16 protein-coding genes are annotated in these 14359 nt (G+C 65.0%); 7 read left to right on the top strand and 9 right to left on the bottom strand.

Annotated elements, in window-relative coordinates; genetic code table 11:
• Positions 1–61: 61 nt before the first annotated feature.
• The 7 genes from JGZ97_RS03700 to JGZ97_RS03670 all read left to right on the top strand — a co-directional run bounded on the left by JGZ97_RS03700 (position 62) and on the right by JGZ97_RS03670 (position 4412).
• Complete coding sequence (locus tag JGZ97_RS03700) at positions 62–316, top strand: hypothetical protein (RefSeq protein WP_207061265.1); 255 nt, start codon at positions 62–64, stop codon at positions 314–316.
• Positions 317–466: 150 nt separating this feature from the next.
• The gene (gene rpsF / locus JGZ97_RS03695; RefSeq protein ID WP_207061264.1) at positions 467–886 is read left to right on the top strand and encodes a 30S ribosomal protein S6; all 420 of its coding nucleotides are present in this window, start codon (positions 467–469) and stop codon (positions 884–886) included.
• 45 nt (positions 887–931) lie between these two features.
• Entirely contained in the window at positions 932–1159 is a 228-nt protein-coding gene (rpsR, locus tag JGZ97_RS03690; protein WP_019622438.1) for a 30S ribosomal protein S18, read from the top strand.
• An 18-nt stretch (positions 1160–1177) separates the two neighbouring features.
• Positions 1178–2095: a hypothetical protein gene (locus tag JGZ97_RS03685; RefSeq protein ID WP_207061263.1), complete on the top strand. Its 918-nt coding sequence runs from the start codon at positions 1178–1180 to the stop codon at positions 2093–2095.
• Positions 2096–2126: 31 nt separating this feature from the next.
• Positions 2127–2573 carry a 50S ribosomal protein L9 gene (rplI, locus tag JGZ97_RS03680; RefSeq protein WP_207061262.1) on the top strand — a complete coding sequence of 149 codons (447 nt, stop codon included), beginning with the start codon at positions 2127–2129 and terminating at the stop codon, positions 2571–2573.
• 128 nt (positions 2574–2701) lie between these two features.
• Positions 2702–4084 (top strand): replicative DNA helicase, encoded by a 1383-nt coding sequence (gene dnaB / locus JGZ97_RS03675; RefSeq protein ID WP_207061261.1) that lies wholly within the window; start codon positions 2702–2704, stop codon positions 4082–4084.
• A gap of 91 nt (positions 4085–4175) precedes the next feature.
• Positions 4176–4412 (top strand): hypothetical protein, encoded by a 237-nt coding sequence (locus tag JGZ97_RS03670; RefSeq protein ID WP_207061260.1) that lies wholly within the window; start codon positions 4176–4178, stop codon positions 4410–4412.
• Between the two features lie 176 nt (positions 4413–4588).
• On the opposite strand, the gene JGZ97_RS03665 is transcribed toward JGZ97_RS03670, so the two are convergent.
• From JGZ97_RS03665 to JGZ97_RS03625, 9 genes are all read right to left on the bottom strand, one after another.
• Positions 4589–5023 carry a thioesterase family protein gene (locus JGZ97_RS03665; protein ID WP_207061259.1) on the bottom strand — a complete coding sequence of 145 codons (435 nt, stop codon included), beginning with the start codon at positions 5021–5023 and terminating at the stop codon, positions 4589–4591.
• A 91-nt stretch (positions 5024–5114) separates the two neighbouring features.
• Complete coding sequence (gene bioA, locus JGZ97_RS03660; RefSeq protein ID WP_207061258.1) at positions 5115–6398, bottom strand: adenosylmethionine--8-amino-7-oxononanoate transaminase; 1284 nt, start codon at positions 6396–6398, stop codon at positions 5115–5117.
• 83 nt (positions 6399–6481) lie between these two features.
• Positions 6482–6688: a dodecin gene (locus tag JGZ97_RS03655; RefSeq protein WP_207061257.1), complete on the bottom strand. Its 207-nt coding sequence runs from the start codon at positions 6686–6688 to the stop codon at positions 6482–6484.
• Positions 6689–6743: 55 nt separating this feature from the next.
• Positions 6744–8081: a 23S rRNA (uracil(1939)-C(5))-methyltransferase RlmD gene (gene rlmD, locus JGZ97_RS03650; RefSeq protein ID WP_207061256.1), complete on the bottom strand. Its 1338-nt coding sequence runs from the start codon at positions 8079–8081 to the stop codon at positions 6744–6746.
• A gap of 3 nt (positions 8082–8084) precedes the next feature.
• On the bottom strand, positions 8085–8504 hold the full coding sequence (locus JGZ97_RS03645) for a hypothetical protein (RefSeq protein ID WP_207061255.1): 420 nt from the start codon (positions 8502–8504) through the stop codon (positions 8085–8087).
• A 39-nt stretch (positions 8505–8543) separates the two neighbouring features.
• The gene (gene tsaA, locus JGZ97_RS03640) at positions 8544–9248 is read right to left on the bottom strand and encodes a tRNA (N6-threonylcarbamoyladenosine(37)-N6)-methyltransferase TrmO (RefSeq protein WP_207061254.1); all 705 of its coding nucleotides are present in this window, start codon (positions 9246–9248) and stop codon (positions 8544–8546) included.
• Positions 9249–9289: 41 nt separating this feature from the next.
• Complete coding sequence (locus tag JGZ97_RS03635) at positions 9290–9901, bottom strand: arylesterase (protein ID WP_370583992.1); 612 nt, start codon at positions 9899–9901, stop codon at positions 9290–9292.
• A 2-nt stretch (positions 9902–9903) separates the two neighbouring features.
• Positions 9904–10893 carry a serine/threonine protein kinase gene (locus tag JGZ97_RS03630; RefSeq protein WP_207061253.1) on the bottom strand — a complete coding sequence of 330 codons (990 nt, stop codon included), beginning with the start codon at positions 10891–10893 and terminating at the stop codon, positions 9904–9906.
• A gap of 187 nt (positions 10894–11080) precedes the next feature.
• Entirely contained in the window at positions 11081–14146 is a 3066-nt protein-coding gene (locus JGZ97_RS03625) for an FAD-binding and (Fe-S)-binding domain-containing protein (protein ID WP_207061252.1), read from the bottom strand.
• Positions 14147–14359 lie beyond the last annotated feature (213 nt).

The following is a 14359-nucleotide window of genomic DNA, read 5'->3' as shown; positions in this document are numbered from 1 at the left end:
AGCGGGGATGCCGACATTATATTCGTACATTCGCATCCATTAGCCAGGGAGGTGCACGGCCATGCGACGAGTGACACTGGTTCTTGCGAACCGGATCGAGGGGCGTCTTCTTTCGTCCTTCTCTTTTGAAGAAGTTCAGCTGCGGATTAACCGCGCGATCCCCCAGGCCCGCTGGGCCTACCTCGGGTACAAGGGAAACCGTTTCTGCCTGGACACGGTGGTTTCCGAAGGCAAACTGCCGGCGGTGGAGCAGCAGGCTCGCCAGCAGCCTTACGTGAAACAGGTGCTGAGTGAGCCCTGGCCCGCCCGGGCGTAGAATTAACGCCTATCCTTTAGGCGCGTACCGTTGCTTTCCTGGTAACGGCTCTATAAAATACGCGATCCCAAAAAACCTATGTTAACTCCTTGCTTCTCGACGAACCGCTCGGTTCGGCTCTGGGAGGCTGTTAACCCGTAAGGAGACACAATGCGTCACTACGAAATCGTGTTCATGGTCCACCCGGACCAGAGTGAACAAGTTCCTGCCATGATCGAGCGTTACACCGGCATTATTGAAGGTGCTGAAGGCAAGATCCATCGTCTGGAAGACTGGGGCCGTCGCCAGCTGGCTTACCCCATCAACAAGATCCACAAAGCTCACTACGTGCTGATGAACATCGAGTGCGGTGGTGAGACTCTGGAAGAACTGACTAACCTGTTCCGCTTCAACGATGCCGTGATCCGTAACATGGTCGTGCGTCGCAAGGACGCGGTCACCGAAGTTTCTCCCATCAAAGCCGCCGAATCCCGTGAGGATCGTCGTGCTCCCCGCCGTGAAGCGCCCAAGCGCGACGCCGCCAAGAGCAGCGAAGAGCCCAAGAAGGAAGAGGCCGCAGACGCGGAGTAATTCCCGCGCGGTAATTGATTTAGCCATTTTTTAGGAGAAACCCTCATGGCCCGTTTTTTCCGTCGCCGTAAGTTCTGTCGTTTCACCGCCGAAGGCGTGACTGAGATCGACTACAAAGATCTGGACACTCTGAAGGGATACATTACCGAAACCGGTAAAATCGTACCCAGCCGTATCACCGGCACCAAGGCCCGCTACCAGCGTCAGCTGGCCACGGCCATCAAGCGTGCACGTTACGTTGCACTGCTGCCGTACACCGACAGCCACCAGTAAATCCGGGAGATTGCTGTAGTGCGTGCCCTGGCCGAGTGGATTATGCGCGGCCGCACGCAGGCTGTTATCGCTACTGTTGCGCTGCTGTCGCTGCCGCTGATTTTCGTGCAGGCCGACATCGGCAACGTCCAGGTGATGCTGGACATGCTGGCCACCGTCATGGTGGCCTTTGGAGCGGCGGCCGTGGGGCTTGTGACCTTGCGGCAGGGGCCGGGGGCCGGAATCGTCCCCCTGCTCTGGGGAATTATCCCTGCGCTGCTCTGGCTGACCTGGCTCGGGGAGGCGTCACCGCTGGTGATCCTGCTCGGGGTGTTGCTGGCCGCCACGGTGCTGCGCCAGACCGTTTCCTGGGCGCAGACCCTGGCCCTGGCAACGATTGCCGGGCTGGTGGCGGCCCAAGTGGTCGAGCTCTTTGCGCCGGGCGCCGTAACGGCAATCGGCGACATGGCCGAACGCTTTGTCAGCGCGCTGGCCGAGCAACAGCCCCAGTCCGCCGAGCTGGTCAACGCGGACATGCTCAGGGAGCTGTTGCTGGGCGGCTTGGTGGCCGGCCACATCGGCTCGACGCTGATGAGTCTGGCCCTGGCGCGTTGGTGGCAGGCGCTTCTCTATAACCCCGGCGGGTTTCGAGAAGAGTTTCACCAGCTCCGGCTGGGCCCGCTTTTCGCGGGGGGCTTCATCCTGGTGATGGTGCTGGGAGTGGGCGTGACCGAGGGGGCCTTTCGTTGGCTCCCGGTGCTGATCCTGCCGTTTATGATTGCAGGGGTGGCACTGGTGCACGCAGTGGTAGCGAAACGAGAATTAGGCAGGTCCTGGCTGATCGCGTTCTACACGGGCGCCTTTGTAGCCGGACCGTATCTGATATCCTTGCTGATTCTGCTGGCCGTCGCAGACAGTTTTCTGCACATCAGGAAGCGGATACCGGCAAGAACATGAGCACAGGCTCATTCAAGAAGAGGTTGGCGAGATGGAAGTCATTCTGCTCGAGAAAGTAGGTAAGCTGGGTGGCCTGGGTGACCAGGTGACCGTTAAGTCCGGTTTCGGCCGTAACTATCTGGTTCCCCAGGGCAAAGCGGTTCCCGCTACCCAGGCGAACATCGAAAGCTTCGAGGCGCGTCGCGCCGAGCTGGAGAAGGCGGCTGCCGAGAAGCTGGCTGAGGCCCAGGCCCGTGCCGAGAAGCTGAACGAGCTGGAAATCACCCTGGTCTCCAAGGCGGGTGAAGAAGGCAAGCTGTTCGGTTCTATCGGTACCCGGGACATCGCCGAGGCGGTTTCCCAGGCGGGCACCGAGATCGACAAGAGCGAAGTGCGTCTGCCCGAGGGGGTTATCCGCACCACCGGCGAATTCGACATCGACGTGCAGCTGCACGGTGACGTCACCGCGACCATCAAACTGGTCGTCGCCGGCGAGTAATACCGGTTGAGAGGGCTGCCCGGCCCTCCTGACTAGCTCGGAAGCACCACCGGCGCCCACCGGTGGTGCTTTTCTTTTTTGGGCTGGGGTAAAATCGTACCTCCTGTTGACCTTCAAAGTTGCCTGTCATGACCCAGAGTGTTGATATCGATCCCGAGTTGGTAAAAGCCAAGACACCGCCGCACTCCATTGAGGCTGAGCAGTCTGTTTTGGGCGGGTTGATGCTGGAAAACAGCGTCTTCGATACCGTCGGCGAGATCCTGGCCGCCGACGACTTCTACCGGCAGGAGCACCGGCTGATCTTCGCCACCATGCTCAAGCTTATCAGCGCCGAGCAGCCCATCGACGTGGTGACCCTAGCCGAGGAGCTGGACCGCAACGGTGAACAGGAGCAAGTCGGTGGGCTGGACTACCTGGTGGACCTGGCCCGCAACACCCCCAGTACCTCCAATATCCGCGCTTACGCCGAGATCGTCCGCGAGCGGGCGATGCTGCGCACCCTGGCGGGGGTGGCCAACGAGATCGCCGACAACGCCTTCAATCCCGAAGGGCGCAGCAGCGCCGAAATTCTCGACGATGCCGAGCGCAAGGTGTTCCAAATCGCCGAGAGCCGGCCCAAGGACAGCGGCCCGCAGTTCGTGAATCCGCTGCTGGCCAAGGCGGTAGAGCGCATCGACGAGCTGTTCAACTCCGGCACCACCATGACCGGGATCACCAGCGGCTTTACCGACCTGGACAAGATGACCTCGGGGCTGCAGAAGTCCGACCTGATTATCGTCGCCGCCCGACCCTCCATGGGTAAGACCACCTTTTCCATGAACCTGGTGGAGAACGCCCTGCTGGCCACCAACAAGCCGGTGCTGGTATTCAGCCTTGAGATGCCGGCAGAAGGCCTGGTGACGCGGATGCTGGCCTCCCTCGGGCGGATTGACCAGACCCGGGTGCGGGACGGTAAGCTCGAAGAAGACGACTGGCCGCGGCTCACCACGGCGGTCAATATGCTCAAGGACAAGCCGCTCTACATCGACGATACCTCGGGCATCTCCCCGACGGAGATGCGCTCGCGGGCGCGGCGTATCGTCCGTGAGCACGGCTCGCTGGGGATGATCATGATCGACTACCTGCAGCTGATGTCCCTCAAGGGGGCGGTGGAGAGCCGGACCCAGGAGATCTCCGAGATCTCGCGCTCGCTCAAAGCCATCGCCAAGGAGATGGAGTGCCCGGTGATCGCCCTTTCCCAGCTCAACCGAAGCCTGGAAAACCGCCCCAACAAGCGCCCCGTCAACTCAGACCTGCGTGAATCCGGCGCCATCGAGCAGGACGCCGACGTGATCATGTTCATCTACCGTGACGAGGTCTACAACGAGGACAGCGAGGATAAAGGGGTCGCCGAGATCATTATCGGCAAACAGCGCAACGGCCCCATCGGCACCTGCCGCCTGGCGTTCGTCGGTAAGTACTCCAAGTTTGAGGACCTGGCGCCCGATCATTACCAGGACTACGGCGCTTGACCCGTGTCAAGCCGATTTCGACTTTAGTTTGACAGCCCCCTGTGAGCTGCCAATAATAGCGCCAAATTTTTTGCCTTCGGGAGCCATGCTCATGACCTACCCAAGCTACACCGGTCTGCCCAATGATGACCGTCGCATTGCCGAAGAACTGAGCGCCATGGGCGCATTCGATAATCCTGCGCCCGAAGCATCGGGGCGGCTGGCCGCGCTGCTCGAGTCCGTCGGGATGTTTCTGACCTGGCTGCGCTGGAAAGGGGAAGTGGGGGTTTACGGCTGCCGCGTGGGCGCCGAGTGGGCCCGCCGCCAAGAGGCCATGGCCATCGCCTGATGACCTTAGGCGACCAGCCCAGAAGGGCTGGTCGCTGTTTCTAAGCTGCTCGTCAAAGGGTTTCCTGTACCCTTTGATCCTCTAAATTCCTGCTTTTATTTTCCTGTCGTGTTGCCTGCTGCTTGTTGGCTCGCGGTCGGGGCGCCAAGTGTTCTTTCGCCTGGCGTTTAACCGTTTTACTCCGCCTCCTTGATAAAGCGGCGCCGGAATTCCGCGGGTACGCTGACCACCTTGCGCTCCTGGTAATCGAAAAAGACGATCCCGGTCTTGGCGTGGGCGATCTCCACCGCCGTGCGCCGGTTGCTGAGCAGGTAGAAAAAGTCGCAGCCGTACTTGTTGAAATCGCCGACGGTGACATCGACCTGCACGTCTTCGCCGTGAAAACTCTCCGCCTTATAGATGATCGCCGAGTCGGTCATGATGATGCCGCGCCCTTCGACGTCCATCTCCGAGTACTGATACTGCTTGAGAAAGCGCACCCGCGCCTCGTGAATCATCGAGAGGACGGCGTCGTTGCCCAGGTGTCCGCCGTAGTTGATATCCCCGATGCGCACTGGCATCTCGGTGGTGAAGGTGAAGTGACGGGGCATTTCAAGTTTCAGTCGTGCCATGGTGTCAGCGTGTTCCTTAATTCCAGCAGGTCGAAGGCGGGGCAGCGCTGCCCCGCGGATGTCTTACTATAACCGTCACGGCGCGAAAACGTCAGTGCTCGCTGAGCACCCCGACAATGGCGCTGGTGAGTTGATCCAGCTCCTCCGGGCTGATCACGTAGGGCGGCATGACGTAAACCAGGCGCCCGAAGGGACGTACCCAGACCCCGCGCTCGACGAAGGCTTTCTGAATCCGGGCCATCTCCACGGGCTGTTTCATCTCCACTACGCCAATGGCGCCCAGCACCCGGACATCCCGGACTCCCTCCAGTTCGGTGCAGGGGGCCAGGCCGCTCATCAGCTGCGCCTCAATGCGCTTGACCCGGGGTTCCCAGGGATCGCTTTCCAGCAGCTGCAGGCTGGCGTTGGCGACGGCGCAGGCCAGGGGGTTGCCCATGAACGTCGGGCCGTGCATAAAGCAGCCGGCGCCGCCGCGGGAGATGGTCTCGGCAACCTCGGTGGTGGTGAGGGTGGCGGCCAGGGTCATGTAGCCGCCGGTCAGGGCTTTGCCCAGGCACAGAATGTCGGGGCTGATGCCGGCATGTTCGCAGGCGAACAGTTTGCCGGAACGGCCGAAGCCGGTGGCGATCTCATCGGCGATCAGCAGCAGGCCGTAGCGGTCACAGAGGGCCCGCGCCTGTTTCAGGTATTCGGGGTGGTAAAAGCGCATGCCCCCGGCGCCCTGTACGACGGGCTCCAGGATCAGCGCCGCCAGCTCCCCGTGGTGCGCCTCCAGCAGCGACGCCAGGGGGGCGATGTCCGCCGGGTCCCAGGGATCGTCGATGCGACAACTCGGAGCCGGGGCAAACAGGTGCTGCGGCAGCACGCCGGTGAAGAGCTCGTGCATGCCGTTCACCGGGTCGCACACCGCCATGGCACCGAAGGTGTCGCCGTGATAGCCGTGGCGAAGGGCCACCAGGCGGTGCTTCTGGCTCTGCCCCCGGGCCTGCCAGTACTGGATCGCCATCTTGATCGCCACTTCGACGGAGACCGAGCCCGAGTCAGCGAGAAAGACTTTCTCCAGGCCTTCGGGGGTCATCTGGACCAGGCGCCGGCCGAGGTCGATGGCCGGCTGGTGGGTCAGGCCGCCGAACATCACGTGGGCCATGCGATCGATCTGCGCCTTGGCGGCGCGGTTGAGCTCCGGGTGGTTGTAACCGTGGACCGTGCACCACCAGGAGGACATGCCGTCGACCAGCTGGCGGCCATCGGCCAGGGTCAGCTTAACCCCCTCGGCAGCGGCCACCGGGTAGGCCGGCACGGGGTCGATCATGGAAGTGTAGGGGTGCCAGAGGTGGGTTTGGTCGAAGCGAATATCGTCCGCGGAGAGGGTCATAAGCTCCTCGTAACTGCCAATAAAAAAGCCTACTGGGAGCGACTCCCAACAGGCTCTTCGGAGGATAAGCGAAAACGGGGGGCTCAGTCGAGGCGAAAGCCGATCTTCAGGGTGACTTGAAAGTGGGCGACGCCGCCATCCTGAATGTGGCCCCGGGTCTCCACCACCTGGAACCAGCCCATGTGATCGACGCTGCTGGCGGCCTTGCTGATGGCGTTGCGGATGGCATCGTCGCTGCTCTGGGTGGAGGAGCCCACCACTTCAATCATCTTGTAGACGTGGTCACTCATGGTCACTCTCCGCGTGTGGAATCGTGCCGAAAGTGTAGACCAATTCGCGAATGGCTCAGCGCCGGGTAAAGAGGGCCATGGACTCCACGTGAGCGGTATGGGGGAACATGTTCATGACCCCGAACTTACGCAGACTGTAGCCTCGGGCCTGCAGCTCGCCGGCGTCGCGGGCGAGGGTGGCCGGATCGCAGGAGACGTAGAGCAGTGTTTCGATATCGAGGCTGCCGATCTGCCGGATCACCTCCAGGGCGCCGGCCCGGGGCGGGTCCAGCAGCGCCTTGTTGAACCCCGCGCCGAACCAGGGGGCCCGGCTCAGGTCAGCGGTCAGGTCCGCGTCGTAAAAGTGGACGTTGCCGAGCCCGAGGGCGGATGCGTTTTCCCGGCCCCGGCAGACCATCGCCTCGGCGCCTTCCACCCCGACCACCTCGCCGGCGCGGCGGGCCAGGGGCAGGGTGAAATTGCCGAGCCCGCAAAACAGGTCCAGCACCCGGTCCCCGGGTTGAGGGTCGAGCAGGGCCAGCGCCTGAGCGACCATGGCGCGGTTGACCCCGCCGTTGACCTGGGTGAAATCACCGGGGTGAAAGGCAAGAGTCTGTTCCTGCAGCCGGTAATGCAGGCGCGGGGCCGCCCCGTTCGGGCAGTGCAGGGTCTCGGGGCCGCCGGGCTGCAGGCAGAGAATCGCCCCCTGCTGTTGGCAGAGGGCCTCCAGGGCGGCGCGGTCCGGGTCGGCCAGGGGGGCGGTGTGACGCACCACCAGGGCGGCGTCCTCATCCCCCAGGGCAATCTCCAGGTGCGAGAGCGCCTGGGGACGCTGTAGCTGCTGGACCTGTGCCTGCAGGGCCTGCAGCAGTTTTTCGCCCCGGGGCTCGAGGACCGGGCACTGGGTGATCGCCGTCAGCTGGTTGCTGCCCTGCTGACGAAAACCGAGCAGCGGCCTCCCCTTGCGGTCGCAGCGGATCCCCAGGCGGGCGCGGCGGCGGTAATGCCAGTGGGGCCCGTCGAGCGGTGGCAGCAGCGCCTCCGGCTCGACCTTGCCCAGGCGTCGCAGCTGGTCCAGGGCCTGGCGTTGCTTGGCCGCCAGCTGAGCGGCGGGCGCCTGGTGCTGGAGCTGGCAACCGCCGCACACCCCGAAGTGAGGGCAGCGGGGCTCTACCCGCTGTGGACTGGGGCGCACGACTTCCAGGGTCTGCGCCTCGTCGTATTTGCCGCGTCGCTGCCGGTAACGGACCCTGACCCGCTCTTCGGGCAGGGCGCCGGTGATGAACAGGGTTTTGCCCCGGTGTTGGCAGAGCCCCCGGCCATCGTGACTCTGGCGTTCCGCTTCAACTTCAAAAGGGGTGTCGGGGGTGGCGCCTCGGCGGGCGGGCTGGTAGAAGCGCGGTCCTTTCGCCACGGGTTACAGGCTCTTTTCCAGCAGCTCCTGGTACTCGGGACTCAGCCCCTTTTCCAGTTCTTCACGGGTAAGGTCGAAGTCCAGCTGTTCGCCCAGGGCCTGCAGGATCACCCGGCACTCGCTGCCGGCGTTCTGGGCCTGCTCAAGCAGGGTGCGAAGGTCGAGGGGGCCCTCTTTTTCCAGACTCCCCTCGGCCTGCAGGCAGGCAATGTACTCCTCGCTGTAAGGGCCGATGAGGTCCAGATTGCGCATCAGGTTCTCCTGCAGGCGCAGCATAAGCTCCCAGTCCACGTTGTTCAGCAGCTCCAGCACCAGCGCCTCGGCCCGCACGTCGGGGGCGGGTTGCGGCGCGGGTTCGGCCCGTGCGGCGCTGGGCAGCACGAGCAGCAGGGTGAAAAGGGGGATAAACAGGCGACGGATCATGGGGTGTCTCCAGAATATGGCTGGCATGGTTTGGATGCCTCAGGGTGCGGCCGGTTCAATGGACTCGACCCGGATGGCCGCGGCGTCGATGGACCAGCGCACGTTGAATTCGTGCAGCAGGGTGCCGTAGAGGCGGTCGTCCGTCTCGCGGCGCCGGTACGTGGGGCGCGGATCGCAGCGCAGCACCTCTTCGATCAGCTGCTGCAACTGCGCACCGTCCGGGTGCCCCTGCAACAGGTCCCGGGCCTGGTCGCTGTAGTTGACCGGTTGTTCGAGCCCCTCGCCGTCGGGGGCGTAGCTGTAGGCGGCCTGCGGCAGGCTGTCGGCGTAGGGTAGGTAGGGCTTGATGTCCAGCACCGGGGTGCCGTCAAGGATGTCGACGCCGGAGAGGTGCAGGCGGGCGCGGCCCTCATGCACCTCGATCCGCTCCAGGCGCACCGCCGACATGCCGATGGGGTTGGGCCGGAAGGTGGCCCGGGTGGCGAACACCCCCCGCTTGGCGCCGCCGGAGCGGGGCGGGCGCACCAGGGGCGTCCAGCCGCGCTCGAGGTGTTCACTGAACAGGAACAGCACCCAGACGTGGCTGCACTCCTCCAGCCCCCGCACCGCGTCGGGGTGGGCGTAGTCGCCGTCGAGTTCCAGGATCGCGGTCGCCGCCTGCGCCAGGCCCGGCTGGCGGGGGATACCGAATTTCTCCTTGAAGCAACTGCGCAGCGTACCGATGGGGGTGAGGGTGATTTGCATGGGATCAGCCGTTGACGGGGCAGGCCATTATAGCGAAGCGATCAAAGTGCGCCCAGCGTCTGCAGGCGCGTGTAGACCGCCTGCGCCAGGCGGCGGTAGCCCTCGCCGTTGGGGTGGATCGGATCGCTCTTGAGACGGTTGTCGGCGAGAATCTCCGCCAACGCCTCGTCCTCGTAGGCGACCTCCAGCTCGTCGGCCAGCGTCTGGTAGAGGTCGGCGGTGGAGACCAGCAGCGAGAGCCGCGGTACGCCGATCAGCAGGACCGGAATGTTTTGCTCGCGGGCCAGGGCGATCATTGCTTTCAGGTTTGCCGCCAGCTGCTGCGGGGGGCGCTTGCGCAGCCAGTCGTTGCCGCCGTGGCACAGCAACAGCAGATCGGGCTGGTGGCGTTCCAGCAGGGCGGGAAGGCGGGCCAGCCCTTCGGCGCTGAGCTCGCCGGGGCGACCGGCGTTGATCACCGTGCGCCCGGAGAGTTGTGCCAGTTGGGTGGGGTAGCTCTGGGCCTCGGGGGCGACGGTGCCGCGGGTGAGGCTGTCGCCGAAGGCGAGAATGACGGCATCATTGGCCAGCGGCGGCAGGCTGGGGGACGTGTCGCAGGCCCCCAGGAACAGGCAGAAAAAGCCCAGCAGGAATAGTCGTCGTGGTGCGTGCACGGTCAGGGGCCCAGTTGCAGGGGCGGGCGGGTCACCGCCTGGTGCAGTTCGCGTACTTCCATCAGCTGCTCCATCCAGTAGGCCTCGGTATTGAACCAGGGGAAGTGCAGGGGAAAGGCCGGGTCCTCCCAGCGGCGTGCCAGCCAGGCGCTGTAGTGGAGGCTGCGCAGCGCCCGCAGGGGCTCGATCAGGGCCAGCTCGGCGCGGTTGAAGGGGCGGAATTCCTCGTAGCCCTCGATCAGCTCGGCCATCTGTTGGGTCTGGCTGGCGCGATCGCCGCTGATCAGCATCCACAAATCCTGAATCGCCGGCCCCTGCCGGCAGTCGTCGAAATCGACGAAATGCGGGGCCTCGTCGCGCCAGAGGATATTGCCGGGGTGGCAGTCGCCGTGCAGGCGCAGGGTCTGCAGGCGATCGACCCCGGCAAAGCGCGCCTCGATGCGCTCCAGCAGTTCGGCGGTCAGGGCCTGGTATTCGTAGGCGATGGCGGGGGGCAGCCACTGGTTTTCGACCAGGAACGCCCGGCTGCGGTGGCCGAACTCCAGGCTGTCCAGGGCCGGGCGGTGCTCAAAGGCGCGGGCGGCGCCCAGCTGGTGGATACGCCCCAGGGTGCGCCCCAGCACGTAGAGGTTGTCCAGGTTGTCCAGTTCCGGCGCGTGGCCACCGCGGCGCGCGAAGAGGGCGAAGCAAAAGCCGGCATGGCAGTACAGACTCTCCCCATCGGGCGATTCCAGGGGCGGCACCACCGGAATATCTGCCTCGGCCAGGGCCCGGGTAAAGCGGTGCTCCTCGAGGATCTGCGCCTCGCTCCAGCGACCCGGGCGGTAGAACTTTGCCACCAGCGGGGTTTCGCCTTCGATGCCCACCTGATAGACCCGGTTCTCGTAACTGTTGAGCGCCAGGATGCGGGCGTCGCTCAGGTAGCCGACGGACTCGACGGCGTCGAGCACGGTATCGGGGGTGAGCGCGTTGTAAGGGTGATCGGGGTGCATGCAGACTCCAACAAGGGCCCGGGAGCTGAGTTTAGGCGGGGATTATGGGGCAATTGGCCCGGGGTTGAAAGACGCGGGGCAATGCCCTCCAAAGGGCTGGGCGACCTTTGCCGGTAGGCGAACGCCGCTGGGCTCCCGCATAGCCGGCGGGCGCTCGAATGGGCGCTGCCTGATCGGTGGCGCCTGCTCAGGGGGGCGAGGACAGGATCTGGCGCAGGGCCTGTATGGGGTGGGGCAGGGTCAGGCGGTCCATCCGTCTGACCTGGCTGCGACAGGAGTAGCCGGTGGCCAACAGCCGGTTCGCGTTCGCCGGGTCGTTGACCACCTTCGACCAGCTGAGCTCGTAGATCCGGCGGGAGGTCTCCAGGTTGGCCGTCTCGTGGCCGTAGGTGCCGGCCATGCCGCAGCAGCCGGTGTTGACCACTTCCAGTTCCAGCCCCAGCCGTTGGAAGATCCGTTGCCACTGGCCGATGGAGGCGGCGGCGTTGGTCTTCTCGGTGCAGTGGGCCAGCAGGCGGTAGCGGGGGGCGGCTTCGGCGTTGCTCAGTGGTTGTAGATCGTTCAGGCGGGAGGCCAGCCACTCCTGCAGCAGGGCCACCTCGGGTCGGGCCGTCTCCGGCAGGGCCTTGGCGTACTCCTGGCGGTAGCTGAGGGTCATCGACGGGTCGATGCCGACCAGGGGAATTCCGAAGGCGGCCAGCGTCTGCAGCTTTGCGGCACAGCGCCCGGCGGTGCGCTCGAACGCCTTGAGAAAGCCGTGCACATGCAGGGGTTTGCCATTGGGACTGTAGGGGGCGACCAGCACCGTAAAGCCCAGGCGGCGCAGCAGCTCGCAGCAGTCCAGCACCAGCTCGGTCTCGAAGTGGCTGGTGAAGGCGTCCTGGACCAGGATTACCGCCCGCTGCCGATGCTCCATCGACAGCGTCCGCAACGCCTGCGGGGTGGCCCAGGGAATCGCCTGTTCTTGCAGTCCCCGCCGCAGGCTCGTGGCGCTGAGGGCGGGGCTGTCCACCATTCCCAGGCGGTGCTGGAACAGGCGGCGGCCGCCGCTGTTTTTCATCAACCAGTTGTAGGGGGCGGGCCAGCGGGCCAGCCAGGGCACCACGAACTCCAGGCTGCCGATCAGGTAGTGGCGCAGCGGTCGCAGGTAGCGGCCATAGTAGAGCGCCATGAACTGGGAGCGAAACTCCGGCACGTTGACTTTGACCGGGCACTGGGAGACGCAGGACTTGCAGGCCAGGCAACCCGCCATGGCCTCCATCACTTCGTGGGAGAAGTCGTATTCCCCCCGCTGCTTGGCGCGGGTATTGCGGATTCTCCGCCAGAGGCCGTTGAGGGGCCGGGCGCTTCGCAGCCGTTGGCTCTCGGCGGCGGGGTTGCTGCCCGCCGCACTCAACAGGCGCAGCCATTCGCGCACCAGGGAGGCGCGCCCCTTGGGGGAGTGGATCCGCTGGCGGGTGCCCTTCCAGGAGGGGCACATGGCGTCGTCGGGGTCGAAGTTGTAGCAGGCGCCGTTGCCGTTGCAGTGCATCGCGTCGCTGAAGTGGTGGCGGACCGGAGCGGGGATCTGGCGGTCATGCTGGCCGCGGGTGGGGACCTGGTCGATCTTCAGCAGCTCGCCGCCACTGTCCGCCGGGGTGCAGATCTTGCCGGGATTGAGCTGGTTGCGGGGGTCGAAGGCGGCTTTGATCCGCTGCAGGCAGAGGTAGAGCTCGGGGCCGAAGAACTCCGGCGCGTACTCCGAGCGCACCCCCTTGCCGTGTTCGCCCCAGAGCAGCCCCTTGTGTTTCCTGGTCAGGGCCACCACGGCGTCGGTGATGGCGCGGATCGCCGTCTCCTGGGCCGGATCCTTCATGTCGATGGCCGGGCGCACGTGCAGTACCCCGGCGTCCACGTGGCCGAACATGCCGTAGGCCATGCCGTGCTCGTCCAGCACTGCGCGGAACTCGGCGATAAAGTCGGCCAGGTTCTCCGGGGGCACCGCGGTGTCCTCGACGAAAGGGATGGGACGCTTGTCGCCCTCGGCGTTGCCCAGCAGCCCCACCGCCTTCTTGCGCATGGCCCAGATCTTGGCGATCTCGGCGTGGCCCGAGACCCGGGTGTAGCCGAAGCTCTTGCCCGGCTGGCCCGAGACCGCGTCCAGATGCTGTATCAGGTGGACCACCTTGGCTTCGAGTTCCTCTGGATCGTCGGCGGTGTACTCCACCAGGTTGATGCCCCGGAGGCGGCGCTCGCCGTCCTCCGGGAAGTAGTCGCGCACGCTGTCCCAGACGATGTCGTTCATCGCCAGGTTGAGCACCTTGGAATCGATCGTCTCGATGGAAGTGGGGCCGGCCTGCATCAGCGCCTGGGCGTCGCGCAGGGCGGAATCGAAACTGTCGTACTTGAGGGTCAGCAGGGCCGCGTGCCCGGGGATCGGCAGCACGTTGAGCCTGGCCTCGGCGATAAAGGCCAGGGTGCCCTCGCTGCCGCAGAGCAGGGCGTTGAGGTTGAAGCGCCCGGATTCATCATAAATATGGGCCAGGTCGTAGCCGGTCAGGCAGCGGTTGAGCCTGGGAAATGTTGCCTCGATCAGTTCCCGGTTGTCCCGGTAGAGCCGATCGGCCAGCCGGTGCAGCTCGCCGATCCTGTCGTCGCGCCGCTGCAGTTCGGCCAGGGTGGTGCTGTCGATCGCCTCGGAGTGCCAGAGGCTGCCGTCCAGCAGCACCGAGTCCAGCGCCAGCACGTGGTCGCGGGTCTTGCCGTAGAGGCAGGAGCCCTGGCCGCTGGCGTCGGTGTTGATCATGCCGCCGACGGTGGCGCGGTTGCTGGTGGAGAGCTCCGGGGCAAAGAAGAGACCGTAGGGCTTGAGGGCCGCGTTGAGCTGGTCCTTGACCACCCCGGTCTGCACCCGCACCCAGCGCTCTTCTACGTTGACCTCCAGGATCCGGTTCATGTGGCGGGAGAGGTCGACGATCAGGCCGTCGCTGAGGGACTGGCCGTTGGTGCCGGTGCCGCCGCCCCGGGGGCTCAGCACGATCGACTGGAACGCCTCGGTCTGGCTGAGGCGGGCGATCAGTTGCAGGTCCGCGATGGAGCGGGGGTAGAGCACGCCCTGGGGCAGAATCTGGTAGATGCTGTTGTCGGTGGCAAGCACCACCCGGTTGGCGTAGTCGGGGTTAAGATCGCCGGCAAAGCCCCGGGCCTTGAGCGTCTCGATGAACTTAAGGTACCGGGCCTGGATCGGGTTGGCGTTCGACAGTCGTGGAATCATGGGGTTCTTGCCAGGTAGGGGCGGTCACCCCGCCCCCGGTTGGGGGAGGGGCGGGGCGACAGGTTTTGCGGTGTGGGCGATGTGTCTACTCGAACACGATGCCCTGGGCCAGGGGCAGCTCGCCACCGTAGTTGACGGTGTTGGTGGTGCGGCGCATGTAGGCCTTCCAGGCGTCGGAGCCGGACTCGCGGCCACCGCCCGTGTCTTTCTCGC

It is taken from the genome of Motiliproteus sp. SC1-56 (genome assembly GCF_017309075.1).
Lineage (GTDB): Bacteria > Pseudomonadota > Gammaproteobacteria > Pseudomonadales > Balneatricaceae > Motiliproteus.
Note: the sequence above shows the minus strand (reverse complement) of the source record. Positions and strands in the feature narration are given on the sequence as shown.

What these genes read in the sequence shown, in the direction of transcription:
- JGZ97_RS03700 (WP_207061265.1), top strand. Translation starts at nt 62, where the DNA reads ATGCGACGAGTGACACTGGTTCTTGCGAACCGGATCGAGGGGCGTCTT.
- rpsF (WP_207061264.1), top strand. Translation starts at nt 467, where the DNA reads ATGCGTCACTACGAAATCGTGTTCATGGTCCACCCGGACCAGAGTGAA.
- rpsR (WP_019622438.1), top strand. Translation starts at nt 932, where the DNA reads ATGGCCCGTTTTTTCCGTCGCCGTAAGTTCTGTCGTTTCACCGCCGAA.
- rplI (WP_207061262.1), top strand. Translation starts at nt 2,127, where the DNA reads ATGGAAGTCATTCTGCTCGAGAAAGTAGGTAAGCTGGGTGGCCTGGGT.
- dnaB (WP_207061261.1), top strand. Translation starts at nt 2,702, where the DNA reads ATGACCCAGAGTGTTGATATCGATCCCGAGTTGGTAAAAGCCAAGACA.
- JGZ97_RS03670 (WP_207061260.1), top strand. Translation starts at nt 4,176, where the DNA reads ATGACCTACCCAAGCTACACCGGTCTGCCCAATGATGACCGTCGCATT.
- JGZ97_RS03665 (WP_207061259.1), bottom strand. Translation starts at nt 5,023, where the DNA reads ATGGCACGACTGAAACTTGAAATGCCCCGTCACTTCACCTTCACCACC.
- bioA (WP_207061258.1), bottom strand. Translation starts at nt 6,398, where the DNA reads ATGACCCTCTCCGCGGACGATATTCGCTTCGACCAAACCCACCTCTGG.
- JGZ97_RS03655 (WP_207061257.1), bottom strand. Translation starts at nt 6,688, where the DNA reads ATGAGTGACCACGTCTACAAGATGATTGAAGTGGTGGGCTCCTCCACC.
- JGZ97_RS03645 (WP_207061255.1), bottom strand. Translation starts at nt 8,504, where the DNA reads ATGATCCGTCGCCTGTTTATCCCCCTTTTCACCCTGCTGCTCGTGCTG.
- tsaA (WP_207061254.1), bottom strand. Translation starts at nt 9,248, where the DNA reads ATGCAAATCACCCTCACCCCCATCGGTACGCTGCGCAGTTGCTTCAAG.
- JGZ97_RS03630 (WP_207061253.1), bottom strand. Translation starts at nt 10,893, where the DNA reads ATGCACCCCGATCACCCTTACAACGCGCTCACCCCCGATACCGTGCTC.
- JGZ97_RS03625 (WP_207061252.1), bottom strand. Translation starts at nt 14,146, where the DNA reads ATGATTCCACGACTGTCGAACGCCAACCCGATCCAGGCCCGGTACCTT.